Source organism: Streptomyces sp. NPDC033221, from assembly GCF_055577005.1.
This window is the reverse complement of the sequence record NZ_JBVIQN010000017.1, coordinates 141,654-166,962: the sequence shown is the minus strand read 5'-3', so window position 1 is coordinate 166,962 and position 25,309 is coordinate 141,654. Positions and strand designations below refer to the sequence as shown.

The following is a 25,309-nucleotide window of genomic DNA, read 5'->3' as shown; positions in this document are numbered from 1 at the left end:
GGGAGTGATCATTTGGCCTCGGCCTGCTGCCACCGTTCGGAACAGTCCGAAGCAGGCCGAAAATCAACTCCGCCGGATCGCCTCTGCACGCGGGCTGGCGCATCGCCCCGGCGAAAGGACCCCCGTGTTCGACCTGACGGACGTTCCCCGCGCTCCCGGCGGCATACCGCTGCTGGGGCACGTCCTGCCGTTGCAACGCGATCCGCTGCACTTCCTGCGGTCCTTGCGGACGACCGGCGACCTGGTGCGGGTCGACATCGGCACGATGCCGATCTACGTGGTCTCCGGCGCCTCCGCGATCACCGACGTCATGGTCACCCACGGCCGGTCCCTGGAGAAGGGCCGCCTCTTCGACCGCGTCCGCCCCCTGGTCGGCAACGGCCTCGCGACGGCCGGCGGCGAGGTCCACCGCCGCCACCGCCGCCTGGTGCAGCCCATGTTCCACGCCAAACAGATCGCTCGCTACGCCGAGGTCATGAGCGACCGGGCCCGCGCGCTGTCCGACTCCTGGACCCCCGGCCAGCACATCGCCGTGGAACAGGTCATGGGCGAGTACGCCATCGAGACGCTCGCGGCGACCCTCTTCTCCACCGACATCGGCCGGCCCGCCGTCGAGTCGGTGCGCCGCAACCTGCCGATCATCCTGAAGAGCATGCTGCTCAGGGCCGCGTCCCCCAAGATCCTGGACAAGCTGCCGATCTGGCGCCGCTTCGACAACGCCACGGCGAGCATGCGCCAGGTCATCGACGAGGTCATCGCCACCACGCGCAGGTCGGGCCGGCCCGGCGGGACCGACCTGCTGTCCGTACTGCTCGCCGCCCAGGACGCGGACACCGGTGAGGCGCTCACCGACGAAGAGGTCCGGGACGAACTGGTCACCATCCTGTTCGCCGGTACGGAAACCACGGCCTCCACGCTCACCTGGACCTTCCACCACCTCGCCGAGCATCCCGACGTCCAGAAGCGCCTGGTCGCCGAGATCCGCGAGGTGGTGGGCGACCGGCCCGTCACCTTCGAGGACGTACCCCGCCTCGCCGGCATCCGGCGCACGCTGGACGAAGTCATCCGCCTGCACGGGGTGGTGCTCCTGATGCGGCGCACGACCGAGCCGATCGAACTCTGCGGCTTCCGCGTCCCCGCCGGCGTCGAGATCGCCTTCAGCCTCTACGCCCTGCACCGCGACCCGGAGTACTACCACGAAGCGGACACCTTCGACCCCGACCGGTGGCTGCCCGAGCGGCGCGGCGCGGTCCAGCGCCAAGCGGTCGTCCCCTTCGGAGCGGGCAACCGGCGGTGCATCGGCGACGGATTCAGCTGGACGGAGGCCACCATCGCGCTCGCCACCCTGCTGTCCCGCTGGGAACTGCGCCCGGTACCGGGAACGCCGAAGCCGCGGGAATCCGCTTCGTCCATGGCCCACCCCGACCACGTCCCCATGGAAGTGCTGCGCCGCGACGCCTGAATGCATTCCCGGCGCGTCCGGTCGTGGGCCGTGTACGCGATGCCGCGCGGGCGGGTGTCCGCTTCGGCGCGTGTCCGCTTGGGTGGCATCGCGAAGGCCGTCCTGTTTCCGTACCCGCGATATCGCGCCCACTCGGCGTCCTGCCGTGCGGTAGGAAAATGGCCCGGTATCCGATTCGGTGCCGATTGGCCTCCCTGCGAGAGATGCGCGCGCAGAATCGCGTACGTGGACGAACTGCCGCCCGGCCGTCGACTGCCGAAAGGGTTGCCGCGCTCCGCGCACTTGGCGAAATCCGGCGGGACGCTCCACGCCGACGCTGTCGAATGCTTCCTGCCCGCATTCGTCGTCATGAAGGAAGCGTTGCCGTGCGTCCACGTCTGTCCGCTCTCGCCGCCACGGTGAGCATCGTCCTCCTGGCCCCGGCCCAGACCCCGTCCGCCGCCGCGGACACCCCGACTCACGCGCGTGCCGCTGCCGGTCTCCACGTGAAGGACGGCCGGCTCGTCGAGAAGAACGGCGCCGATTTCGTCTTCCGCGGCGTCAACCACTCCCATGCCTGGCACGCCGACCGGACCGCCCGGGCCCTGTCCGACATCAAACGTCTGGGGGCCAACAGCGTCCGCGTGGTGCTGAGCAGTGGCGACCGCTGGACGAAGAATGACACCGCCGATGTCCGCGCGGTCGTCTCCCGCTGCAAGGCGAACCGGCTGATCTGCGTACTGGAAGTCCACGACACCACCGGTTACGGCGAACAGGCGGGAGCTGTTTCCCTCGCCCGGGCCGCCGATTACTGGATCAGCGTCCGCAGCGCCCTGCGCGGTCAGGAAAACCATGTCGTGGTCAATCTCGGCAACGAGCCGTACGGCAACAACAACACCGGCCGGTGGGGCGCGGAAACCAAAGCCGCCATCGCCCGGCTGCGCGCGGCCGCTCTGCGCCACGCCCTGATGGCCGACGGCCCCAACTGGGGCCAGGACTGGTCGGGAACGATGCAGCGCCAGGCCCGTTCGGTGCTCGATGCCGACCCCGACCACAACACCGTCTTCTCGGTGCACATGTACGGGGTCTACAACACCGCCGACAAGGTCAAGAACTACCTCGACACCTTCACCCGGGCGAAACTGCCGTTCGTGGTGGGGGAGCCCGGCCACTACCACCCCAGCGGTGACACCGACGAAGACACCATCATGGCGCGGACCCGAGCCGCACACATCGGATATCTCGGCTGGTCCTGGAGCGGCAACAGCGGCGAGGACGCCCACCTCGACCTCAGCAACCACTTCGACGCCACGTCACTGACCCCCTGGGGGCAGCGTCTCTTCAATGGCGCCGACGGCATCAAGCAGACCGCCAAGGAGGCAACGATCTACCGCCGGTCGTGAAACGCCGCGCCGCCGGACCGCTGACGTCTGCTGCCCGGCGGCGTCCGCCGCGGCGGACGCCCGCGCGGGCCAGGTCAGAGCAGGCCCTGCGACCGAAGATCCACCACGTACTTGGTGATCAGGGCCTGCGACAGGTGGGGAATGTCGTTCTCCTTGTTGAGGGCAGCAGCCCGCACCGCTGCGCGGAATTGTTCCGCCGGCAGGGCGGAGCCGGGCAGGGGCTCCTCCGGCGTCGCGAAGGCGTGCAGCAGGGGGAGCAGCGAGTGCTGCCTCTGGCGGTCGGGCAGCGCACGCAGGGCACCCTCGAAGCGGTCGAGCCACTCGTCGTAATCCTGGATGCGCGTCAGCGGGTGCCCGGCCGCCACCAGCCAGTCGACGAACGTGTCGAGTGAGACGCCGTCCTCGTGCGGATTGACGACATTGAAGGTCCGGTAGCCTTCCCGTGTGCCGTCGCCCAGTGAGGCGATGGCCTGCGCGGTGAAGTCCACGGGGAGCGCGTCGTAGTGCGCGCTGCCGTCAGTGGCGCCCCGAGCGTAGAAACTGCCCGGGGCGATTCCTGTCGCCAGCACGCTCAGCAAGAGGCGTGTGAACACGTCCGGGATGTTCAGCTGGCCCCGGTAGCGCGGGTGGGCGAGGATCAGGTTCGAGCGGAACACGGCGACCGGCAGGCCGAAGGTGGCGTGCGCCTCGCGCAGCAGCACCTCGCCCGCCCACTTGCCGGCCGCGTAGCCGTTCGCGTAACCGCTGTCGAGGTCGCGCCCCGCGCAGGCCGTGCGGATGTCCGCCGCCTCGTCGGCCGCGGCCTCGGACCCGAAGACGACGGCGACCGTCGACAGGAAGCTGAACTGCTTGATCCGGGAGGTGACCGCGAGCCGGATCAGTTCGGCCGTACCCAGCACGTTGGGGCCGAACATCTGGTCGTACGGCAGGACATGGTTGACGAGCGCCGCCGGGTGAACGATCAGGTCCACGGTGTCGGCCAGCCGCTGCCAGGTCGCCTCGTCGAGCCCGAGGCCGGCTTCCCCGATGTCGCCGGCGACCACTTCCAGGTGCTCGGCGGCCAGGTGGCGGTAGTGGCGGAGGAGTTCCGGGTCGCCGCTGTCGAAGGCCGCGTCGAGCCGCGCCCGGGCCAGCTCGTCGGTGCCGCCGCGGACCACGCACACCAGCGTGCCACCGCGCTCCGCGACGCGCTCCAGCCATTCGAGGCACAGGAAGCGGCCCAGGTAGCCGTTGGCGCCGGTCAGCAGGACGGTCCGCGCCTCGGGCAGGGGGCCGGCCGGCCTGCCGGTCTTCGTCATGGTCTCCGTGTCGAGGAACGCGTCCAGCGTCAGGTCGCCCGCCACGAGCCGCGTCGCGCCGGGGCCGTGGACGCCGTCGGCGGTCGGACGCCGGTGTCCCGACGCGAGGGTGTTCTCGATGTGATCGGCCACCTGCTGGAGTGTGTTGACCGGGTTCAGGACGACGTTGACAGGGACGTCGACATGAAAGATCTCCTTCAGCAGCTGGGCGAACGACAGGGCCGAGAGGCTGTCACCGCCCAGGTCGAGGAAGCGTGTGCCGGGCTTCACGTCGCCCTGTTGGCGTCCGAGAAGCGCTCGGGCGGCCCGGAGCACGGTTTCCGGTACCGGCCGGGACGGGCCGGTCCGGCGCAGTGCCTGGAGTTCGTCGGTCTCGCGCTCGGTCAGCTCGGTGTACAGCGCTTCGAGGCGCTCGCCGTAGTGCTTCGCCAGCGCAGGGCGCAGCAGCTTGCGTATTCCGGAGAGCAACCCGTTCTGCTGGCTGAACGGCTCGGTCTCGATGAGGAAGTCCCGCGGAATCTCGTACGCGTTGAGACCCGCCTCGGTGGCGAGCTGCCGCAGGGACTCGTGCAGGGTCGACCTGAGACGCTGGACATCCTCGCCGGCGCGGTCGAGCGCGTCTTGAGTGGGCACGATGACCGCCAGCAGATAGGCGCGGGCACTGTTGCCGTAGACGAAGACCTGCCGGATGACCGGACTGCCGGTGAAGAGGGCTTCCAAGCGGGATGTGGCCACGAACTCGCCCTGGGACAGCTTGAGTACGTGGGACCGGCGGTCGACGTACACCAGCTCGTCGGGGCCGACGCGGGCCATGATGTCGCCCGTGCGGTAGAAACCGTCCTCGTCGAAGGCCTGGGCGGTGGCATCCGGCCGCTGGAAGTAGCCGGGGACGAGCCGGTCGGACCTGACCAGCAGCTCGCCCCTGGGGCGCGGCGAGTCGGTACGGAAGTACCCCAGCTCGGGCACATCCGCCAGCTTGTAATCGGTCACCGGCGGACGCACCACCCGGCCGTCGAGTGAGACGATCCCGGCTTCCGTCGATCCGTAACCGTCGAGCATCCTGATGTGCAGGCAGCTCTCGACGAACGCCGTCATCTCCGCGCTCAGCGGGGCCGAGGCGCTGACGGCCCACAGCAGGCGGCCTCCCAGAACCTTCTCCCGCAGCTCCTCCTTCACCCGGTCCGCCCGCGCGGCCGCATCGCTCCCCGCCGCCACGTCGTTCCGGCGGGTCAGCTCGCTCTGGTAGCGCTGGAAGAGCATGTCGGAGATGCGGGGCACCATGATGAACTCGGTGGGGCGGACCAGGGAGAGGTCCTCGAAAAGGGTCGACAGGTCGCTCGACGCCACGAAGTAGGCGATGCCGCCCTTGGCGAGCGTGCCGAACAGCACGCCCCGCCCCATCATGTGGCTCAGGGGCAGATAGTTGAGCACGATGGACGGCCGTACCTCCTGGCCGGGTATGAAGTCGACCCAGAACTGCCGTACAAGACGCTCGGTGTACATGGCGCCCTTCGGGGTGCCCGTACTCCCCGAGGTGTAGATCAGCGCGCTGAGCGCGTCGGCCGTCGCCCCCTCGGGGCTCCGGGGAGCCGGTGGCAGAGCCCTGCCCCGCTCGATGACCGACGCCAGCGTGTCCAGGGTGACGCCTCGCCCCTGCGCCGCGAGGTGGCCGCGCGCGGAGTCCAGCCGCTTCCGGTGAGCGGTGATCTCGGGACGATGGCCGAGGACGACGATCCTGCCCAGCGCCGGGGCATCCGCCGCGACCTGGACCGCGACATCGAGTTGCGCCACGTCCACCGCGAGCAGGCGCGGTCCGGTCTGCGCGACGATGGGGGCCAGCTGCTCCGCCGAAGCACCGGCCTGGAGCGGAACGCTCACCGCACCGGAGCGGACGCAGGCCAGATCCACCATGGTGTACTCGGCGCTGGTGGGAGCGAGAATCGCGACGAAGCCGCCCTGGTCCACGGGGTGTTGGGGGTGGTGCCGCCACTCGGAGGCCACCGCGCAGACACGTTCCCACAGCTCACCGTAGGTCATCGTGTCGAACCGCTCCAGCAGGCGCAGCGTGGTGCGGCCGGTATCCGGGTCGGTGACCGGCTCCGTGGCACGCTCGCCCAGGGCGGGGCGGTCCGCGTACCCCTCCATCACCGTCGCCACGAGGCCGGCGAGCGGCAGGTCCGGCCGCCGGATCGCCTCGGTGACGGCGTCCAGGGGTGCGGCATCGCGGAACTGCGGGTCTGTCGCGTACAGGTGAGCGCTGCGCTGGGCGGTACGTGCGCTGAACTCGTCGGTGGAGCGCTGTGGGTCGGACACGAGTGGTCTCCTCTGTGGCCTCGAAGGCCCGTTCATCCGGAAGGAACTGCACTTTTCGGGCAGGGGGAGGCAAGGAAAGGCAGGGGGTGGGACGGCGTGGGGCGGCGGGACGGCTTCCGCCCCGGCAGCACACGTGTGTCAGCAGGCGGAAGAGCGCACTTGGCGATCTCGCCCCGCGCCGTAACCGGCACCTGCCATGGCGACGCTGAGGGCGACCAGGACCGCGAGCGGAAGTGTCCAGCTGCCCGTGGTGTCATGCAGGATGCCGAGCAAGAGGGGGCCGGCCGCCGCTACGAGGTAGCCGATGGACTGCGCCATGCCCGCCAGCGCGGCAGCTTCGCCGGAGCTTCCGGCGCGTTCGGTCTGGAAGGTCAGCGCGAGGACGAGGCACGCGCCGGCGCCCGCCCCGAGCAGAGTGCACGCCAGGACGGACAGCGCGGGGGCGGACACCAGCACGGCGAAACCACCGGCCACCAGGACCGAGGCCCCGGCCGCAGTCCACCGTTGGTCGTGGCGTCCCCGGGTGAGCAGGGGCAGGAAGCTGCTGGCTGCCAGGCCGGTCAGCTGGTAGTAGAAGAGCATCCATCCGGCCGCGGTGCCGGTCGTGCCACGCTGGATCAGAATGCTGGGCAGCCACGCTACGGCGGTGTAGAAGGCCAGGGACTGCAGGCCCATGAAGATGCTGACCTGCCAGGCCAGTCGCGACCGCCAGGGGACCGGACTGCGGGTCACGCCGGTGGCGGCCTGGGGCCTGTCACCCCGCATCCGGGGCAGCCAGGCGAGAAACGCCGCGATGGTGAAGGCGATGCCCCAGGCGAGGGCGGTGTGCCAGGAGCCCGGCAAGGTGTGGGAAAGCGGCGCGGAGATCCCGGAGGAGACCGCGGCCGTGACGCCCATGACGGTGACGTAGAGAGCGCTGATGCCCTGAACACGGTGTGCGGGCACGCTCCGCCTGATCAGAGCGGGCAGCAGCACATTGCCGAACGCGATGGCAGCAGAAAGGATCACGGTTCCGGCGAACAGACAGATCACGGAAGGCAGCGACCGGACGACGGTTCCGGCGGTCAGCGCGCCGAGGGCCACCACCAGCAGGCGTGCTGTGCCGAACCGGTGAGAGGCCCGGCCCACCAGCGGTCCCACCCCAGCTCGACGTCAGGCCGCTGCCGTGCTCGATGGCCGGCAGCAGCGTACCGACACCGGTGAGACCGGTGCGCAGGTTCGCCGCTACGAGGCAGATCGCGAGGACGGGCCCGATCGACACGGCAGGACGGGTGGGGCCGGCAGCCGGCGGACTTGAGGCGGGGCGCCGGCGGGATGCCCGAGGTGCCGGTGCCGCAGATAACCGCGGACTCACTGCGCCTCCGCCGCTCGTGGCGCCTCGGTCTCGTGCTCCCGGGTGAGCTGGACGATCGCAGCCGCCGCGTCGCGGGCACCACTTTCGTCCCGCGCCTCGATCGCGTCGACGAGCCGCCGGTGCAGACCGGCATGCTCCTCGGCGCCGGCGGCATCCCAGGGCAGGCCGCCCAGGGAGGAGGTGAGAGCCGTGCCGAGGTAGTCGTACACCTCGATCAGCAGGTCGTTTCCGCTCGCCCGGACGACGGCCCGGTGGAACAGCGCGTCGACGCTCTCGGCCGCGGACCTGTCCGCACCGGCGCACGCCGCGTCGGCGTCGGCCAGCAGCTCTCTCAGCTGACACAGTTGGTCCTCGCTGCGACGCAGGGCGGCGGCCCCCGAGGCGTACTCCTCAAGAACGGTACGCAGTTCGAGAACGTTGTCCCGCTGCGCGGAGCTCGCCCGCCGGACCATGACCGACTGGAGCTCACTCGACGCGCGGACGTACGTGCCGTCCCCGACCCGGGCTTCCAGCAGTCCCAGGTGCACGAGCGCGCCGAGCGCCTCCCGCAGCGTGCTGCGTCCGACCCCGAGCTCCTCGATGAGGGCCTGTTCCGGCGGGATACGCGTCCCCACCGGCCATCCACCTGCTTCGATGTGCGAGCGGAGGCTGTCCACGAGCTGCGAGGACAGGCTGGCGGTCCGCCGCGGTGTACTGATGCGCTTCATGAAGGCAGCATACATTCAAAGGTCAGACATTTGAACGTCAGTCTTGGGTGCGGTGAGGTGGCACCGGGCTTCGCGCTCAATGAAGGAAGTGCTCAGGGCAGGCCCGAGCGTCGGCCGCGATGCGCTTACGAGGCGTCGCGCCGGCGCCGGGCCTGCCACACGGCCGCGCCGACCAGAGCGGCGACGATGCCGCCCCCGAGCAGCAGCCCCACGGACGCCCCGCCACCTGAACCGCTGTCCCTGTCAGGGCTGTTGCTGCCACTCGCGCGTTCGGAGCTGTCGGCCACCGCTTCCGCGCAGCCGCGCTGCGGATAGCCCGCGATGGCGCACAGCAGCCCCGAAGCCCCATACCGCAGCGGCGGTGCGGCCTTGGCCAGCGCCTCCGCGGTGGTGGCTTGCGGCGGCAACTGCACGCAGTGCGAACGTATCGCCGGGGGCGTCTCACCGGACGGTGCGTCCTGCGCTGTGCCGAAGTCCAGGACCAGGGCGACCCGCTTGGCGCCGGTCTTCGCCGGGGTGGAAGCGCAGACCGCCTCGAAGTCGGCGGGAGCACGGGGGACGACGGATCCCTTCGTGTCCGCCTGGAAGACGGCGAAGCGCAACCCTTCCACGGCGCCGTCGGCCGGGCGGTACGTACCCGGGCCCTCGGCGGTGGTACGCCAGGTGCCGTTGTCGCCGTGCCGCAGCGACCAGTAGCGGAAGTCAGCGGCGTGCGCGGGCACTGCGGCGACCAGCGCGAGGGCTGCCGCGGTGGCTGCCGTGGCCAGGCGGTAGCTGATGGGTCTGACGCTGCGGTTCATCGATCGTGCCTTCCGTCTGCCTGGTGTGGCCCGCTGCAAGGTACGGGAAAATCCGCGGGCTCCTGATGCTCTCCCAGGTGCCCAGGTGCCCAGGTGCCCAGGTGCCCAGCCGCGTCACCAACCACCCCGAACCACACTCCTAGTGCTCAGATGCCCTGGTCCGAAGGCGGAGTGTACGTAGCCCGCCGCACGGCAGTGCCCTTCCGGAGCCTGGCGGTACTCTGCGTCACTGCACTGGAGATCCGGCTCGTTCTGGAGGGGCAGCAGTGAAGAACACGGCCAGCGCCGAACCCGCACCGCGGTCACGGCCCGCATTCGTTGTCGCTGCGACGCACAGCAGCGCCGGCAAGACGACCGTTACGGCCATTCTGCTGCGCCTCTTGCGAGAACGCGGGCTGAAGGTGCAAGCCTTCAAGATCGGCCCTGATTTCATCGACCCCGGATATCACCGGGAGATCACCGGACGCCCGTCGATCAATCTGGACCTGTGGATGATGGGGGCCGAGGGGGTGCGCCGCTCCTTCAGCCGCTGGTCCGCGGATGCGGATGTGTGCGTGATCGAGGCCATGGGCGGGCTGTACGACGGGGAGAACGGCACGGAAAAGGGAAGCGCGGCGCACATCGCCAAACTCCTCGGCCTGCCCGTCGTGGTCGTCATGGACGTATGGGGAATGACGCGCACGTCCGGAGCCGTCCTCGGCGGCCTGATGGCCTTCGACCCCGAGGTCCGGATCGCGGCATGCGTTCTGAACCAGGTCGGCAGCCGCACCCACGCCGAGATGGTGCTCGCCGCGCTGCCGGACCATCTACGAGAGCTCGTGGCCGGCTGGGTCGAGCGCAGCGAACATCTGCGTGTCGACGAGCGGCATCTCGGGCTGACCACGGTTGAGGAAAACCCGGCCGGCGTCGCGGAACGTGCCCGCGCGCAAGCCGATTCCGGCCGCACGGTGAATCTGGACGGGCTGCTGGCCGTCACCCGTACCCAACTTCCCCACTCCGCCGAACCATCCGAACACCAGCCGCCCCGCCGAACCGGCCCCGGTGCGCCCCGCGCACGTCTGGCGGTGGCCCGTGACGACGCGTTCTGTTTCTACTACGAGGAGAATCTGAACGCGCTGGAGGACGCCGGATTCACGTTGGTACCGTTTCGGCCCACCGCCGATCCGCGGCTGCCGGACGAGGTGGACGCGGTGTACCTCGGAGGTGGCTACCCGGAGAGTTTCCTCGCCGAGCTGGCCGCCAATCGCTCACTGGCCCAGGAGCTGCGGGCGCGCGCCGGGCAGGGAATGCCGGTCTACGCGGAGTGCGGCGGCATGATGTACCTCGCCCGGTCACTCACCGACTTCGACGGACAACGCGCGACCATGACCGGTATCCTCCCGATCGACGTGACGATGGACCGGCAGTACCTCTCCATCCATTACGTCGAAGTGCGGACACAGGCGCCGTCCCCGCTCGGCGAGGCAGGTCAGCGAGTCCGCGGCCAGGAGTTCCACCAGTCCCGAATCACCACTGCCGACATCGAGCCGAATCTGTACGAGGTGACGACGAGCACGGGTGAACGCCGCCGTGCCGGGTTCCTCCTCGACAACGTAGCGGCCGGCTACCTGCACCTCCACTTCGGCACGCACCCGGAAATCCCGCTCAATTTCCTGAGCGCCGCTCTGCGGCACTCGAAGAAGGCACCCGCCCTATGAGAGGGGAAGAACCCTTGAAGCGGATCACGTTATTCCGTCGCCGCCGGCTTCGGTCGGTCGTGGTGGCGGCCATTCTGGCCGGGCTGATTCCTCTGCTGCCGGGACACGAGCCCACGAGTGCCGCCGCGGCGAACGCCACACCGGCGCCCAAGTCCCTCAAGACCGCGACGATTCACTTCGCCCCGGAAGAGGGGAAGGTGGACAACAACCGCGCCAAGCTGGTCGCGCTCGCCGACCAGGCAGCCGGCAAGGGCGCCAAGCTCATCGTGCTGCCGGAGATGGCCACCAGCGGCTACTCCTTCTTCAGCCGTGCGGAGATGTCACAGGCCGCGGAACAGATCCCCGGGAAGTCCACCGACGCACTCGGCGCCGTCGCCAAACGGCACCGCGCCTACATCGCGTTCGGCATGCCCGTGTATGAGCCGGACACGAACCGGTACTACAACTCGGCCGTGCTCCTTGGCCCGGACGGCACAATCCGCGGCGTCTATCACAAGCGCAACCACCTGATCGAATCCTCGTACAACGCATCGAGCTTCGAACCGATCCCGACCTTCGACACCGAATACGGAAAGATGGCGCTGGTCATCTGCTCCGACATGTTCAACTCCCAGTTCCCCAGAGCGGCCGCGGTACAGGGGGCGGACATCCTGATCGCGCCCGCCAACGTCGGGATCGACACCGACTTCGTGCGCGTCCGGACCTTCGAGAACGACTTCGCCATGATTGTCGCGAACCGCTGGGGCAAGGGCACCAAGGGAGCCAAGCCGGAGGCGTTCACGCAGAACACCTTCACCGTGCCGTCGCCGTTCCCCTATGATTTCGACTTCGGGTCGCGCAGCGTCATCATGACCCATGACGGCAAGGTTCTCGCGGACGTGAGCGGCCAGTCCGATCAGATCGGCTACGGCGAGCTCCCCGTGCGCAGGTCCCGGACCTTCCCGGTGGAGCGCAAACCCGCGATGTACTCCCTGATGGGCCAAGACACCCTGGAGCCGTACACACAGAGGCAGTTCCAGCAGCCCGCGCCGGCCACCTTCACCGCCGCAGCTGTCGACCCCGGCCCCAGTACGACACCGTGGCAGGCCGCCCTCGACGCCGCGACCAAGGCCGGGGCCCAGGCCGAATCTTCCGGAAAGAAGCTGCGCCTGATCGTCTTCCCGGCCAACTATTTCCCTGCCGCCGACACCGCGGGCCTCGCGAAACTGAAGACGTTCGCCACGAGCAACAGGACCGACCTGCTCATCCACTACCCGGCCACCGGCGCCGAGGTGCCCAAGAGCACCCTGATCGCCTCGACGGGGCAGACCTACGACTACAAGCGCACCCACCACAAGCGCGGCGAAACCCTCCCCGAAGACCGGCTGTCGAACGACTACCTGGTCATCGACCGCGACTACGCCCGGCTCGCCCTCATGCAGGACGTCGACATGATGCCGCCCGAGACCGCCCAGGTACTCGCCCGTATGGGAGTCGACGTCGTCGCGATGAACACCGACTGGCGCGACCCGGTCCGCAGCGCCCTCTGGAAGAGCCGCACCGGCGACTATCTGCACCTCGTCACCGCCAACAAGTCCGGCCCGGAGGGTATCTACCTCGGCGGCTACAAGGCCGACCCCAGCTTCACCGAGACCGAGGGCCTCGTCATCCGCGACATCAGCACCGGCGACGTCCGCGCCAAGCCCTCGGCCCGCTTCTTCGACCCCACCACCATCCTCAGCCCTTGCGAGGAAGAAGCCCGCACTTGCTAGGTCTGGGAGACCCGGCGGGGGCCACCGGGGCCGCAGGCCCCGAACGCCGCTTCGGGCAGGGCCTATTGGCGTAGGATGGCCTGGCTTGGCCTGGCCGGAGCAGGGGAGCCTGGAGGCAGGGAAACGGGAGGCTGCTGGTTCATGGTTGCCCACCGGTCGGATGGAGGGCCGCGCCCCCACCACCCTCACCCTGGATCCAGAAGTCAGGAGCCGGGACACCGCCCGCCGATGGCGGTGCTGCCCCCGTCGCTGCGTCTGTGGCTCGGGCTGATCGCGGTCTTCGCCGCCCTGGTGGTCGTCGTGCTCGGGGTCCTGTACGCCGGGCACGGTGAGCCCGGCACGGTGGACAGGTGGTTTGTCGATCCGACGGCGGACAGTGTGGCGCAGCCGTGGCGGCGTGTGGCTCTGACCACGGATTTCCTGGGGGAGCCGGTCGGAGCGGGGCTGTTGGCCGTGGCTGCCGTGGCCGGTTGCCTGCTGCTTCGGCGTATGCGTGCGGCGGTGCTCATCGTGGTCGGTGCCACCATGGCTGTGGGGGCGGCGACGCTGCTCAAGTCCGCGGTGGGACGCACCATTCACGGTGACGGCAACCTGTCCTATCCGAGCGGGCACACCGCCTTCGCCACCGCGCTCGCCGTCGTGTTGGCCCTGCTCGTGACCGGCCGGTTCGGCCTCGGCAGGGCGGTCGGCGCGCTGCTCGTGCTCGCCGCGGCGCTGGTTGCCGGGGCCGCCATGGGCTGGGCGCAGGTGGCTTTGGGCGCGCACTATCCGACCGACGTCCTCGGTGGTTGGTGCACCGCGCTGGCGGTGATACCGGCGACGGCGTGGCTGGTCGACCGGGCGGCCGACGCCCGCTGGCAGCGGAGCCGCTGACGTAACGTCACGGCAGGCGGCGGAATACGGGCTTCACCGGCCGCCCGGCCAGCCAGGGGGTGGGGTCGGCGGCGTCCAGTGCCTTCCGGTACACCGCGCATGCCTGGGCCACCACGTCGACGGTACGGTCGATATCGGCGTCGTCGAGCGCGCTGCTCACCACGAACGACGGGGCGAGCACCCCGCCCGTGAGGAGCCGGCGCAGGAACAGGGTGCGGTACTGCTGCGACGGCTGCCGGTTCTCGTCGAGGGTGGCGAAGACCAGGTTGCTGGCCCGGCCCCGGACGACGATGTGGTCGCCGACGCCCATACTGGCCGCGGCATCGCGGACCCCGGCGGCCAGCCGCTCGCCGAGGGCGTGCAGCCGCGCGGTGATGCCCTCCTCGACGTAGGTGGTCTGTACGGCCATCGCGGCGGCCAGGGAGTGGGTTTCGGCACCGTGCGTGGTGGACAGCAGGAACACCCGGTCGTGGGAGTGGCGCAGCCCGCCCCGCTCCATCAGCTCGCGGCGCCCGGCCAGCGCGGAGACGGCGAAACCGTTGCCCAGCGCCTTGCCGAACGTGGAGAGATCGGGGACGACGCCGTACAGGCCCTGGGCACCCGCCTCGGACCAGCGGAAACCGGTGATCATCTCGTCGAAGATCAGTACGCAGCCGTGCCGGTCGGCCAGCTCGCGCAGGCCGGCGAGATACTCGGGGGTGGGGTCTTCGAGCCTGGAGCCGAGTTGGGAGCTTGCGGAAGGCCCGGTGTGGGTGGCGGGTTCGAGGATCAGGCAGGCAATCTCCCCCTCGTACCGGACGAGCAGTTCCTCCGTGGCGGCCAGGTCCCCGTAGGGGAACGTCACTGTCAGCTCGGTGGTCGCCACCGGTACCCCGGCGGACATCGGTGTGGTGCCGATGAACCAGTCGTCGACGGAGAAGAACGGATGGTCGGCGCAGATGGCCACCCGTGGGCGCCCGGTGACGGCGCGGGCGAGGCGCACCGCGGCGGTGGTGGCGTCGGAGCCGTTCTTGGCGAACTTCACCATCTCTGCGGTCGGCACCGTGGCCAGGAAGCGTTCCGCGGCCTCGGCCTCCACGATGGACGGCCGCACGAAGTTGCTGCCGCGGTCCAGTTCCCGCCGTACCGCCTCGATCACGCGGGGGTGGGCGTGGCCGAGGCTGACGGACCGCAGGCCGGAGCCGTACTCTATGTAGCGGTTGCCGTCGACGTCCCATACGTGGGCACCGCGGCCGTGGCTGATGACGGGGGCCAGGTTCTCGGGGTACTGGTCGTCGCCCTTGGCGTAGGTGTGCGCGCCCCCGGGGACCATGGCGTGCAGCCGCTCGTTGGCCTGCAGTGACCGCGGCAGCCGGAGCTCGCCGGTGGTTTCGGGGAGGTGGGTGCCGTGGGGGGCTCGGGGGGCTTGGGGGTCTTGGGGGTTCACGCCGGCCTCAGTTCTCTTGTTGCTTCAGGACCTCGGCGAGGCTCGGCGCCTCCCGGTCCCGCTGGGACTTCGAGGTGACCGGCAGCGGCCAGGGGATGGCCAGCTCCGGGTCGTCGAAGGCGATCGTCACGTCCTCGGCCGGGTCGTGCGGGCGGTCGATGCGGTACGAGGTGTCGGCAGTCTCGGTCAGCGCCTGGAAGCCGTGCGCGCAGCCCGCCGGGATGTACAGGGTCACCTGCGTCTCGCCGGACAGCTCGAAGAAGGCCCGGTTGAGGTAGGTCGGCGAGTCCTTGCGCAGGTCCACGACGACGTCGAAGATCTTCCCGTACGAGCACCGCACCAGCTTGGCCTCGCCGGCGCCGGAGCGCAGATGCAGGCCGCGCAGTACGCCCCGGGCCGAGCGGGACACGCTGTCCTGGACGAAGGCGTCGGGGTCGAGGCCCACCGAGCGGACCACGTCGGCATCGAAGGTGCGGCAGAAGAAGCCGCGCTCGTCGGCGTGCGGCGTCGGTTCGAACAGGTACGCGCCGGCGATGTCCGGGACTTCGGTCGCTTTCACGGTGTCTCCCGCAGGGCGTGGGGGTGAGGGGGGCGGTCGTGGCCGGTCGTGGGGAACAGGGCGGTGGTCAACTTGTCGAACTGGTCGCGGAGTTGCCGGGTGACGACCTGGTTCCGTTCGGTGAGGGTGCGTCGCAGTTCCGCCGACTGCTTCTCCAGCGCCCGGAACTGTTCGAGGAGCTGTTCGGCGTCGACGTCACGCGCCGGGTGGCGGTACGCGGCAAGGCCCATCCGGTCCATGAGCGCATCGCTCTTCGCCGCGTAGCTGAGTGCGAGCGTCGGCGTGCCGGCCTTCAGCGCGCAGACCAGGTTGTGGTACCTGGTCGCCACCACGGAGTCGGCGGCCGCCATCTCCTTCATCAGATCGGTGAGCGAGACCGTTTCCGCGGCGGTGACCAGCGGCGAGTCCACCGCGTCGATGATCGCGGCGACCACCGGCGCGTCGCAGGCGTCGCCGGTCAGCAGCCGGACCGGCCGGCCGTCCTCGGCCAGCGCGCGGACGAACCGGGTCGTCCCGTCGAGGTAACGCCGGTGGATCTCATCGGCCCGGGCGCGGTCGTCGTTGCCGCCGTGGAAGTCCATGACACCCACGCAGACGGTGCCCGCGGGCTCGGTGGGCGGAGGCGCCGGCAGGGCGAACGCCAGGTCCGGACAGACCTCGTCGCGCGCGGTGTCCACGCCCATCGCCCGCATCGCGTCGCGGGACAGGGTGTCCCGGTACGAGCGGTGGGCGGCAAGCCGTGCCGACCAGCGCACCAGGGCCCGGACCGGCCGGTCGCGGATCTCGGCGGCGCCGACACCGACCAGCGCGACCCGGGTGCCGAACAGCCGGCCGCTCGCACAGAGCAGGAACAGTGAGTACGGGAAGCCCCACGGCCGCAGCGGCAGCGTGGCCTCCAGGACGCCCATGCCCGGCACGATCACCACGTCGTGCCGGCGCACCCAGGCGGCGGTGCGGACGGCGTCGACGAGTTTGCCCAGCCCTTTTGCCGCGATCGCGCCCGCGCGCGACGCGGTCCGGTACTCGCCGCGGTTCCAGTGCAGCCGCGTCGCGGGTATCCCGTACCGGGCCGTGACGACCTCGGGCCCGCCGCACAGCGCGTCCACGGCCGCCCCGGGGTGCTCGGCGCGAAGGTAGCCGAGCACGGCCTCCAGGGAGCCGTCGTTGCCGAGGTTGCCGGAACCGAGCAGGCCGAACACCCCGACGCGTGGCGCCGTCCTCATGCCCGCCGCCCCTCACGGCCGGCCACGAGATCGTCGACGGAGACGGCGAGCCGGTCCGGATCGACCGGGGCGCGGTCCTCCACCCGCTCGCCGGCGCCCGGCCGGGCCCGGCTGGTCATCCATGCGGCCAGGTGACCGAAGCATGCGCGCCGGTCGGCCGAGGACAACGGCGCTCGCCGGATCGCCGAGGCGAAGCCCCAGACGTATTCGGCGAGCAGCCGGGGTGTCGGGTGCAGCGGGCCGGCCCGGCGCGGGTCCAGGTTGACGCACCGCGCGCGCTTGGACGGATTGGCCCGCTCGGCGCGGGTGGGGTGGTCGCGGCGGAAGTACAGCAGCTCCGGCACCTGGTGGAAGGGGCCGTGCAGAGTGATCTCGGCGACGAAGGTGCGGTCCGCGTGGTGGTAGCTGCCGTGCGGCTTCACCCGGCGCAGTACGTCGGCCCGCAGCACCCCGTAGAAGTCGTCGCCGCCGGGCTCGAAGAGGAGACTGCGGAAGCGCTCGGGTGCGCGCGGGGAGTCGGTGGCGAGCCCGTACTCGTAGGGGACCTTCACCTGGCCGTCGCCGTCGATGACTGCCTGGCCGCTGTGCGCGAGGACCACGTCAGGCCGCTCGTCCAGCGCTTCGACGCAGCGCCGCAGCAGGTCCCGGGCGTACAGGTCGTCGTGCGAGGCCCACTTGAACAGTTCGCCGCGGCACTGGGTGAACACGTAGTTGTGGTTCGGGGCGGCGCCGATGTTCCGCAGCAGCCGGATGTAGCGGATGCGTGAGTCCTTCGCCTCGTACCGGCGGCAGATGTCCTGGGTCCCGTCGGTCGAGGCGTTGTCGGAGATGACCAGCTCAAATTCCTCGTACGTCTGGCCGAGCAGGGCGTCGAGCGCCTCGGCGAGGTATTCCTCGCCGTTGTAGACGGGCAGGCCGATGCTCAGCCGGGGGTGGGCGGTCATGACGTCCTCACTTCGGGGATGGGGTTCCGGTGGCGCTCGTGCAGGGCGGAGCGCAGTTGCAGCCACCACACGGCCGAGCTGCAGACGGTCGCGGCGGCGACGCCCCAGGCCGAGCCGACCGTGCCGCCCACGGCCGCGCCGCCGAGCCCGCCGCCGACGTAGCAGGCGGAGGCGAACAGTTGGCAGCGCAGGCTGCGCCGGGCGGCGGCGAGCGCGCGCAGCCCGGCCGCCGCGCCGGTGCCGAGGCCGGCGCCCGCGACGCCGAGCGCGGCCGGCACGATGAGCTGGGAGGCGGAGTGCCAGACGTCGCCCAGCACCAGCTCGCCGGCCCGGTCCGGCATCAGCAGCAGCGCCGCCCCCCACAGCAGGGCGGCGGCGGCCTGTCCGCCGCCCAGCAGGAGGCAGAACCTGCCGAGCCGGTCCGGGGCCTGTCGCAGCACCCGGGCCGCCTCCGCGACGGTGACCAGCGACAGGCCCATCAGTACGGCGAGGAACGGGCCGAGCAGGAGCTCGGCGCCCCGGACCGCACCGACCGCGCCGACCCCGACGATCGCGCCGAGCCCGTAGGCCCGCAGTTGGCTCGCGCCGCTGAGGCTGACGTTCTCGACCAGGTACCGGTAGCCCAGGTCGCGGTGTTCGCGGAGCCAGCCGCGTGCTCGGGTCACCCGGGGCCGTACGCCGGACTGGAGCCAGCCGTACGCCGCCGCCACAGCGGCGGCCGCGCCCCAGGCGAGCACGAAGGCGGCCACGCTGCCCACATGGGCCGCCACGACCATGGCCGGGACGAGTGCGACGCCCCACACCAGGTCGTTGACGAACGCCTTCCGCCCGGTGCCGGCGGCGAAGAACGCGTACCGCCAGGCGTCCTGCAGCAGCAGCCCCGGCAGCACCACGCCGAGGCTGACGAACGCGGGTCCCACGCTGCCGCCGAGCCCGAGGCCGACCACCAGACACACCGCGCCGATGGCGGCGCCGACACCGAGCGCGGTACCGGAGGAGCGGGCCACCGCCGCGTGCCAGGACGTGTCCGGCACGCCGCTGAAGCGCACCACGAGCGGGTCGGTGGCCAGCCCGCGGGCGACGTTGAGCACCACGCCGTAGGTGAGCCACGCCAGGCTGAACACGCCGAACGCGGTCACCCCCAGCGAGCGTGCCACGTAGATCCCCACCGCGAAGTTCGTCATGCTGGAGGCCGCCTGGTCGGCGAGGCCCCAGGACAGCCGGCCGGCCATGGCCCGTCTGGCGGTCCGCTTCTCCTTCTCGGCGGTCATCTGTGTCATGCCTTGATCAGCCCAGCGCCGTGCAGGGCACCGGCCGCGGCGGCGACGGTGTCGAACGGCAGCCCGGACCGCTCGGCGACGTCCAGCAGACTGTGCTCGCCGTCGGAGAGACTGAGCACCCAGAGCATGGCCAGCTGCGCCTGCTTGGTGTCGCTGCGGCCGCCGAGCGCGTCGTACAACCCCCTTCGCCCCAGCTGCGGTTCGCCGTAGGGGCTGAGGTTGACGTACCGCCGGTTGCGGTCCAGGACGTCGCATGCCTCGCGGCAGACGGTGAGGGTGTCCGCCATCGCCGCCGGGGAGACGAAGTCCAGGTTGTCCGCCGAGGTGTGGTATTCGGGATAGCCCGCGTACGGGGTGCGGCTGAGCGAGCCCACGCCGAGGTCGAACCCGGGGGAGCAGTACTGCCGCTCGTCGTAACCGTAGGGCGTGAACTCGGTGATGCGGTGCGGCCGTTCGGAGGCGGACAGGACGTGCCGCAGTACTCGGTCGATCTCCGCGTCGCCGCGTCTGCTCTGCTTGTAGGTCAATCGGCCCGTGTCACCGGCACAGGCCAGCACGAGCCCGTGCTTGACCTGGTCGATCCGCTGCGCGTTGCGGGCCAGCCAGGTGATCGCCCCGATGGTGCCGGGCGCGAAGATGAACCGGTAGGTGTAGTACGGCGTCTGCTCGGCCAGGGCCCGGGCCAGGAACGTCGCCACCGCGATGCCCGCCAGATTGTCGTTGGCCAGCGACGGGTGGCAGACGTGGCAGGAGATGATCACCTCGTCGGGGACCTGCCCGGGGACGATGTGCTCCGCGTAGGTGAGGTGGCCGTCCGCGAGCGTGGAGTCGATGCGGACTTCGTACTCGCCGTCCGGCAGCGCGTCCAGGGTCTCCTGGGCCAGGCAGAATCCCCAGTCCGGCTTGTAGTAGCTGGTGCGGTACGGCACCCAGGCCGGGTGGTCCGGCAGGGTGTGCAGGTGGGCGCGCAGCTCGGAAAGGGGCATGGTCGCCGCCACCGGCACGCTGTAACCGAGGACGTGCAGGCTGGACGCGGCGAAGTCGACGATCCGGTTGCCCGCGGGGCCGGCGATGTACGCGTCCCGGATGTTCCACTCCTGTGGCACCGTCCAGTCGAGCACCTGCGTCCCGGTCGGCACCTCGTGCACCTGGAGCGGTACGTACTCGCCGACGATCTCCAGGGTGGCGCGCACACCGTCACCGGTGATGCTCCGGCACAGCGGGTACAGCCGCTCCACCAGCGCGTACATCTCCTCGCCGGCCGCGGCAGCCGGCGCCGCCCCGGTCATCGGCGCCACCGCAGGGTGTCGTCGACGGCGCCGGCGTCGGAGGCCGCGCGCAGCACGGCGAGGCGGGTGAAGCGCTGCTCGAAGCCCTCCCGGGTCAGGCCGTACTCGCGGTACGCCTCGGCGAGTTCGACGGCGCCCTGTTTCACCGTCCACTCGCAGTCGAAGCCGGGCACCGCGGCGCGGAACCGGGAGAAGTCCACCCGGTAGGAGCGCGGGTCGGCACCGGTCTCGCCGGTGATCACCACCTTGGAGCCGGAAACCGCCTCGGCGACCTGCTCGGCGATCTCGGCGACCGTGACGTTGTTGACCTCGCTGCCGATGTTGAACGCCCGGTCGTGCACCGCCTCCCGCGGCGCGGTCAGCGCGGCCGTGAAAGCGCGGGCGATGTCGGCGGCGTGCACCAGCGGGCGCCAGGGAGTGCCGTCGGAGAGCACCAGCACCTCGCCGGACAGGAGCGCGTGGCCCACCAGGTTGTTCAGCACGATGTCGGCGCGCAGCCGGGGGGAGTGGCCGAAGGCGGTGGCGTTGCGCATGTACACCGGGCTGAAGTCGCCGTCGGACAGCGCGTGCAGGTCGTCCTCCACCCGCACCTTGGACTCCGCATACGGCGTCACCGGGCGCAGCGGGGCGTCCTCGGTCACCAGGTCGCCACCGCCGGCGGCACCGTAGACCGAGCAGGTCGACGCGTACAGGAAACGCCGCACCCCGGCCTCGCGGGCGAGCCGAGCCAGCCGTACGGAGGCGTGGTGGTTGATGTCGTAGGTGAGCTGCGGCGCCAGTGATCCCAGCGGGTCGTTGGACAGCGCGGCCAGGTGGATCACGGCGTCCACCCCGGCCACGTGTTCCGCTGTGACGTCGCGCAGGTCCACCCGGTGCCCGGGGGGATCGGCGGGCGACGGGCCCAGCACGCAGTCGGCGAACAGGCCGGCGTCCAGGCCGACGACCTCGTGCCCGGCGGCCGTGAGAACCGGGGCCATGACGGTGCCCAGGTAGCCCTGGTGCCCGGTGAGCAGTACGCGCAAGGTTCATTCCCCCAGGTCGAGAGTGAGTTTGGTGACGGCGAACGCCTCGGCGTAGCGCGCGTGGCATTCGATGCCGCGGATCCGCGCCAGGCCGAGGAAGGCTTCCCGGTCGTACCAGGGCCGGTGCCGCTGCGAGGGGTAGTGCTCCTGCAGCAGCCGCACCTTCTGTTCGGCGGTCTCCGGCGCCAGTGGCTGGTACGCCGACGGGCGGCCGAGGTCGCCGTCCCATTTGACGATCTCGTAGCCGAGGACCAGGTGGTCGCGGAACGCGGTGGTCATCAGCTTCGCCAGGCCGCGGTGGTCCTGGTGCGCGTCATCGGTACGCGGGGCCAGGATCAGGTCCGGGTCGGTCTGCGCGCGCAGCTCCTCCACCGCGGCCTTGGCCTCGTCCCACTGCGCCGGCAGCCGGCCGTCCGCCAGCTTCAGTACGGTCAGCCGCAGGTCGGCGCCCGGGCAGAAGGCGGCGAGCGCGGCCTGTTCCTCCTGCTCCCGCTCGCTGCCGCCGCCGGAGAGCACCAGCGCGTCGACGCGGATGCCCGGCCGGGCGAGGCACGTCGTCAGCAGTGTGCCGCCGGCGCCGATGGCGATGTCGTCACAGTGCGCGCCCACCGCGACGATGCGGTTCAGGCGCCCGGCGCCGAGCCGGATCATATGGCCCTCACCTCGGCGTCGGCCGCCACGCCGTCCCGTTCCCACACGGCCCACGGGCGGTCGCCCCGGGCGTACGCGGCGTCCAGCGCGGCCCGTTCCTTCACGGTGTCGGTCGGCTTCCAGAAACCACGGTGCCGGTACGCCATCAGCCGCCCCTGCTTGGCCAGTCGGGCGCATCCGTCGGCGACCAGGTCACCGTTCTCCGGAATGTGGTCGAAGACCTCCTGACGGAGCACGAAATACCCGCCGTTCTCCCACAGCGGCAGTTCGCTCACCGCGGTGATGCCTCCCACCAGGCCGTTCTCGCCCAGCTCGACACAGTGGAACGAGGACTGCGGCGGCACCACCGTCATCGACGCACCCGCGTCACGCCGGGCGAATTGGTCGATCATCTCCGGCAGCGGGGCATCGGTCAGCACATCGGCGTAGTTGGCCAGGAACATCTCGTCGCCGTCGAGATGGTGCCGCACCCGGCGCAGCCGCTCCCCGATCGGTGACTCGATGCCGGTCTGCACGAACGTGATCGTCCAGGAGGCGATATCGGTGGACAGCAGCTCGGCCTGCCCGTTGCGCAGTACGAAGTCGTTGGACGCCGTCTCTTCGTAATTCAGGAAGAAGTCCTTGATGTGGTGGGCGCCGTATCCGAGACACAGGATGAATTCCGTGTGCCCGAAGTGCGCGTAATAGCGCATGACATGCCAGATCAGTGGCCGCGGGCCGACCATCGCCATCGGCTTGGGCAGGTCGTCGGACGCTCCGGCGCGCATGCGCAGTCCGTAACCGCCGCAGAACAGTACGACCTTCACGATGTGACCTCGACAATGCTCAGTTCCGGGATGGGAAAGACCAGCCGGCCGCCCCAGTCGTGCACGAAGGACAGCTGCTCGACCAGCTCGGCCCGCAGGTTCCAGGGGAGGATCAGTACGTAGTCCGGCTGATCGGCGGCGATCCGCTCGGGCGGCAGGATCGGGATACGGGTGCCCGGGGTGTACCTGCCGTGCTTGTAGGGGTTGCGGTCGACGGTGTACGGGAGCAGGTCGGGCCGGATGCCGCAGTGGTTGAGCAGGGTGTTGCCCTTGCCCGGGGCGCCGTAGCCGACGACCGTCTCGCCGCGCTCGGCCGCCTCGACCAGGAACCGCAGGAGGTCCCGGCGCACCTTGGCCACCCGGGCCGAGAACTCGGTGTACCCGGACAGCTCCTGGAGCCCGGCGGCCTTCTCCCGGGCCAGTACGTCGGCCACCTTCCGGGACGGCTCGCCGGCCGCCTCGGCCGGGCGGGCCCACAGCCGGATGGAGCCGCCGTGCGTGGGCAGCAGCTCGACGTCGACGAGGGTGAGGCCGCCACTGGCGAGGGCCCGGATCGCGGACGCGACCGTGTAGTACTGGAAGTGCTCGTGGTAGATCGTGTCGTACTGGTTCTCCTCGATCAGCGTCAGCAGGTGCTGCACCTCGATGGAGACCCAGCCGTCGTCGGCGACCAGGGCGCGCAGTCCCTGGGTGAATCCGACGACGTCGGGGATGTGCGCGTACACGTTGTTGGCCACGACCAGGTCCGCGGGGCCGTGCTCGGAGCGGACGGCCGAGCCCGTGTCCGGGGACAGGAACGCGGTGAGCGTGGGGACGCCCGCGTCCCGTGCCGCTGCGCCGACGTTCACCGACGGCTCGACGCCGAGGCAGCGGATCCCGCGGTCCACCACGTGCTTCAGCAGGTACCCGTCGTTGCTCGCCACCTCGACCACGAAGGCGTCCGGGCCGAGCCCTGCCCGCTCCACCGCGTCAGCGACGAAGGTCCGGGCGTGCTCCACCCAGGAGGTCGAGAAGGAGGAGAAGTACGCGTACTCCGTGAACGTCTCCTCCGGGGTGATCAGCGGCGGGATCTGCGCGAGCCAGCAGTCGGTGCAGACCCGCAGGTGCAGCGGGTATGCCGGCTCCGGCCGGTCCAGTTGGTCAGCGGCGAGAAAGCTTTCACATGGCGGCGTCGCTCCCAGGTCGACGACGCTCGCCATCGCTTCCGAGCCGCAGAGTCGGCATCGTGTCATCTGCTGTCCCCATCCCCCCTGCTCGCGCGGGCGTTCCCGCTGCGATCGAGTGCTGACCGACCCGCGATCGCGGTGCGGTACCCCCCCACCAGGCGCTCCAGCCCGACGGCCGGGCTGAAGCCCAGCTCGTAACGGCGCCGGGCCGCCCGGCCCATCTCCTGGTTGCGCGTCGGCCCGGCCGTGATCCGGCGCAGGCAGGACGCGAGCGACGCGGGTTCGCCCGGCTGGTGCAGCAGCCCGGTCACCCCGTCCTCGACGAGTTCGACGAAGGCGCCGTGACCGGCGGCGACGGCCGGCACCCCGGCCGCCATCGCCTCCACGACCACCAGGCCGAACGCCTCCAGCCACGTCGAGGGAGCCACCACGGCGACCGACCGCGCGACGGCCTGCCGGCACTGCGCCGGGTCGTACAGGCCGACGTACCGCACGTCGTCCCGGCCTGCCGCCCAGGCGGTCACCTCCTGCTCCAGCGGCCCCGCGCCCGCGATCACGAGCGGTACGCCCACGCCGCCGCCGGCGGCGATCTCGTCCCACGCGGCCATGAGCAGCCGTACGCCCTTGGCCTCCGCGAGCCGGCCGAGGTAGAGCAGCTGCTCACCGGTGCCCGACCGGCGGGTGTCCGGCTCGGGCACGAAGTTGTGCTTCACCACGAGCCGCTCGGCCGGCATACCGGCCCGTACCAGCACGTCGCGCTGCGCCGCGGAGATGCAGAAGAACTTCTCCACGCCGGACCGCCACCGCCGCCGGTTGACCGACAGGCTGACCGCGAGCGGCACCGTCGCGAGGCGGGAACCGCGGTAGCAGCCGTGCCGGACGGCGGGCAGCGGCGACGCCCCGACGCACTCGGTGCACGGGCGGCCGTCCCGCTGGAGCGTGCCGGGCGGGCAGACCTGACCGTAGTTGTGGAGCGTGGCGACGGCCGGCACACCGGCGTCGGCGCAGGCGGCCAGCACCGCGGGCGACAGGAGCGGGAAGACGTTGTGGATGTGTACGACGTCCGGCCGTTCGGTGCGCAACCTGGCGGCCAGCTCCGCGCGTACCGCCGGATTCCACGGCACCAGCAGCGGCACCGCGGCCTTGCCCGGCAGGGACCGGGCGCCGATGTCGTCGCTGCGCCGCTCGAACGTCTCGACCCGGTGGCCGGCCGCGCGCAGCAGCCCCACCTCCTGGTCGACGACCTTGTTCTCCCCGCTCGGCTGCGCCGAGGAGTAGCGGTTGTGCACCACGAGAATGTGCATGG

At 70.8% G+C, this 25,309-nt stretch carries 20 protein-coding genes; 5 read left to right on the top strand and 15 right to left on the bottom strand.

The window, feature by feature from the left end:
- Window positions 1–124: 124 nt before the first annotated feature.
- Together ACZ53K_RS23025 and ACZ53K_RS23020 are read left to right on the top strand one after the other, a co-directional pair.
- Entirely contained in the window at window positions 125–1,462 is a 1,338-nt protein-coding gene (locus ACZ53K_RS23025; protein ID WP_468839667.1) for a cytochrome P450, read from the top strand.
- Between the two features lie 365 nt (window positions 1,463–1,827).
- Window positions 1,828–2,844: a cellulase family glycosylhydrolase gene (locus ACZ53K_RS23020; RefSeq protein ID WP_468839664.1), complete on the top strand. Its 1,017-nt coding sequence runs from the start codon at window positions 1,828–1,830 to the stop codon at window positions 2,842–2,844.
- A 74-nt stretch (window positions 2,845–2,918) separates the two neighbouring features.
- On the opposite strand, the gene car is transcribed toward ACZ53K_RS23020, so the two are convergent.
- The 4 genes from car to ACZ53K_RS23000 all read right to left on the bottom strand — a co-directional run bounded on the left by car (window position 2,919) and on the right by ACZ53K_RS23000 (window position 9,316).
- On the bottom strand, window positions 2,919–6,455 hold the full coding sequence (gene car / locus ACZ53K_RS23015; RefSeq protein ID WP_468839661.1) for a carboxylic acid reductase: 3,537 nt from the start codon (window positions 6,453–6,455) through the stop codon (window positions 2,919–2,921).
- A 138-nt stretch (window positions 6,456–6,593) separates the two neighbouring features.
- Window positions 6,594–7,583, bottom strand: a complete 990-nt coding sequence (locus ACZ53K_RS23010; RefSeq protein WP_468839658.1) for an MFS transporter — start codon at window positions 7,581–7,583, stop codon at window positions 6,594–6,596.
- A 222-nt stretch (window positions 7,584–7,805) separates the two neighbouring features.
- Window positions 7,806–8,516, bottom strand: coding sequence for a FadR/GntR family transcriptional regulator (locus tag ACZ53K_RS23005; protein WP_468839655.1), 711 nt, complete (start codon window positions 8,514–8,516; stop codon window positions 7,806–7,808).
- Window positions 8,517–8,641: 125 nt separating this feature from the next.
- Window positions 8,642–9,316: an SCO2322 family protein gene (locus ACZ53K_RS23000; RefSeq protein ID WP_468839652.1), complete on the bottom strand. Its 675-nt coding sequence runs from the start codon at window positions 9,314–9,316 to the stop codon at window positions 8,642–8,644.
- A 266-nt stretch (window positions 9,317–9,582) separates the two neighbouring features.
- Here ACZ53K_RS23000 and ACZ53K_RS22995 point away from each other — a divergent pair, with 266 nt between their 5' ends.
- The 3 genes from ACZ53K_RS22995 (at window position 9,583) to ACZ53K_RS22985 (ending at window position 13,637) form a co-directional block, all read left to right on the top strand.
- On the top strand, window positions 9,583–11,013 hold the full coding sequence (locus ACZ53K_RS22995; RefSeq protein ID WP_468839650.1) for a cobyrinate a,c-diamide synthase: 1,431 nt from the start codon (window positions 9,583–9,585) through the stop codon (window positions 11,011–11,013).
- 62 nt (window positions 11,014–11,075) lie between these two features.
- Window positions 11,076–12,764, top strand: coding sequence for a nitrilase-related carbon-nitrogen hydrolase (locus ACZ53K_RS22990; protein WP_468839647.1), 1,689 nt, complete (start codon window positions 11,076–11,078; stop codon window positions 12,762–12,764).
- A 228-nt stretch (window positions 12,765–12,992) separates the two neighbouring features.
- The gene (locus tag ACZ53K_RS22985) at window positions 12,993–13,637 is read left to right on the top strand and encodes a phosphatase PAP2 family protein (RefSeq protein ID WP_468839644.1); all 645 of its coding nucleotides are present in this window, start codon (window positions 12,993–12,995) and stop codon (window positions 13,635–13,637) included.
- 7 nt (window positions 13,638–13,644) lie between these two features.
- On the opposite strand, the gene ACZ53K_RS22980 is transcribed toward ACZ53K_RS22985, so the two are convergent.
- From ACZ53K_RS22980 to ACZ53K_RS22930, 11 genes are all read right to left on the bottom strand, one after another.
- Window positions 13,645–14,988: a glutamate-1-semialdehyde 2,1-aminomutase gene (locus ACZ53K_RS22980; RefSeq protein ID WP_468839701.1), complete on the bottom strand. Its 1,344-nt coding sequence runs from the start codon at window positions 14,986–14,988 to the stop codon at window positions 13,645–13,647.
- Window positions 14,989–15,070: 82 nt separating this feature from the next.
- Window positions 15,071–15,622, bottom strand: coding sequence for a dTDP-4-dehydrorhamnose 3,5-epimerase family protein (locus ACZ53K_RS22975; protein WP_468839641.1), 552 nt, complete (start codon window positions 15,620–15,622; stop codon window positions 15,071–15,073).
- Complete coding sequence (locus ACZ53K_RS22970; protein WP_468839638.1) at window positions 15,619–16,845, bottom strand: polysaccharide pyruvyl transferase family protein; 1,227 nt, start codon at window positions 16,843–16,845, stop codon at window positions 15,619–15,621. Before ACZ53K_RS22970 ends, ACZ53K_RS22975 begins: the two co-directional genes overlap by 4 nt.
- Window positions 16,842–17,789, bottom strand: coding sequence for a glycosyltransferase family 2 protein (locus tag ACZ53K_RS22965; RefSeq protein ID WP_468839635.1), 948 nt, complete (start codon window positions 17,787–17,789; stop codon window positions 16,842–16,844). Before ACZ53K_RS22965 ends, ACZ53K_RS22970 begins: the two co-directional genes overlap by 4 nt.
- The gene (locus ACZ53K_RS22960; protein WP_468839633.1) at window positions 17,786–19,069 is read right to left on the bottom strand and encodes a hypothetical protein; all 1,284 of its coding nucleotides are present in this window, start codon (window positions 19,067–19,069) and stop codon (window positions 17,786–17,788) included. The genes ACZ53K_RS22965 and ACZ53K_RS22960 overlap by 4 nt, the downstream gene beginning before the upstream one ends.
- Entirely contained in the window at window positions 19,066–20,358 is a 1,293-nt protein-coding gene (locus ACZ53K_RS22955; protein ID WP_468839630.1) for a DUF4910 domain-containing protein, read from the bottom strand. Before ACZ53K_RS22955 ends, ACZ53K_RS22960 begins: the two co-directional genes overlap by 4 nt.
- Window positions 20,355–21,380 (bottom strand): NAD-dependent epimerase/dehydratase family protein, encoded by a 1,026-nt coding sequence (locus tag ACZ53K_RS22950; RefSeq protein WP_468839627.1) that lies wholly within the window; start codon window positions 21,378–21,380, stop codon window positions 20,355–20,357. Before ACZ53K_RS22950 ends, ACZ53K_RS22955 begins: the two co-directional genes overlap by 4 nt.
- 3 nt (window positions 21,381–21,383) lie before the next feature.
- Window positions 21,384–22,031, bottom strand: coding sequence for a PIG-L deacetylase family protein (locus ACZ53K_RS22945; RefSeq protein ID WP_468839624.1), 648 nt, complete (start codon window positions 22,029–22,031; stop codon window positions 21,384–21,386).
- Window positions 22,028–22,837 (bottom strand): glycosyltransferase family protein, encoded by an 810-nt coding sequence (locus ACZ53K_RS22940; RefSeq protein ID WP_468839621.1) that lies wholly within the window; start codon window positions 22,835–22,837, stop codon window positions 22,028–22,030. Before ACZ53K_RS22940 ends, ACZ53K_RS22945 begins: the two co-directional genes overlap by 4 nt.
- A complete protein-coding gene (locus tag ACZ53K_RS22935; RefSeq protein WP_468839618.1) occupies window positions 22,834–24,069 on the bottom strand; it encodes a class I SAM-dependent methyltransferase in 1,236 nt (411 codons plus the stop codon). Before ACZ53K_RS22935 ends, ACZ53K_RS22940 begins: the two co-directional genes overlap by 4 nt.
- Window positions 24,066–25,307 carry a glycosyltransferase gene (locus ACZ53K_RS22930; protein ID WP_468839615.1) on the bottom strand — a complete coding sequence of 414 codons (1,242 nt, stop codon included), beginning with the start codon at window positions 25,305–25,307 and terminating at the stop codon, window positions 24,066–24,068. The genes ACZ53K_RS22935 and ACZ53K_RS22930 overlap by 4 nt, the downstream gene beginning before the upstream one ends.
- Window positions 25,308–25,309 lie beyond the last annotated feature (2 nt).

Excerpts from the sequence above, each read along its gene's own strand:
- ACZ53K_RS23005 (WP_468839655.1), bottom strand. The coding sequence starts at position 8,516 with ATGAAGCGCATCAGTACACCGCGGCGGACCGCCAGCCTGTCCTCGCAG.
- ACZ53K_RS23000 (WP_468839652.1), bottom strand. The coding sequence starts at position 9,316 with ATGAACCGCAGCGTCAGACCCATCAGCTACCGCCTGGCCACGGCAGCC.
- ACZ53K_RS22985 (WP_468839644.1), top strand. The coding sequence starts at position 12,993 with ATGGCGGTGCTGCCCCCGTCGCTGCGTCTGTGGCTCGGGCTGATCGCG.
- ACZ53K_RS22970 (WP_468839638.1), bottom strand. The coding sequence starts at position 16,845 with ATGAGGACGGCGCCACGCGTCGGGGTGTTCGGCCTGCTCGGTTCCGGC.
- ACZ53K_RS22965 (WP_468839635.1), bottom strand. The coding sequence starts at position 17,789 with ATGACCGCCCACCCCCGGCTGAGCATCGGCCTGCCCGTCTACAACGGC.
- ACZ53K_RS22960 (WP_468839633.1), bottom strand. The coding sequence starts at position 19,069 with ATGACACAGATGACCGCCGAGAAGGAGAAGCGGACCGCCAGACGGGCC.
- ACZ53K_RS22955 (WP_468839630.1), bottom strand. The coding sequence starts at position 20,358 with ATGACCGGGGCGGCGCCGGCTGCCGCGGCCGGCGAGGAGATGTACGCG.
- ACZ53K_RS22945 (WP_468839624.1), bottom strand. The coding sequence starts at position 22,031 with ATGATCCGGCTCGGCGCCGGGCGCCTGAACCGCATCGTCGCGGTGGGC.
- ACZ53K_RS22935 (WP_468839618.1), bottom strand. The coding sequence starts at position 24,069 with ATGACACGATGCCGACTCTGCGGCTCGGAAGCGATGGCGAGCGTCGTC.
- ACZ53K_RS22930 (WP_468839615.1), bottom strand. The coding sequence starts at position 25,307 with ATGCACATTCTCGTGGTGCACAACCGCTACTCCTCGGCGCAGCCGAGC.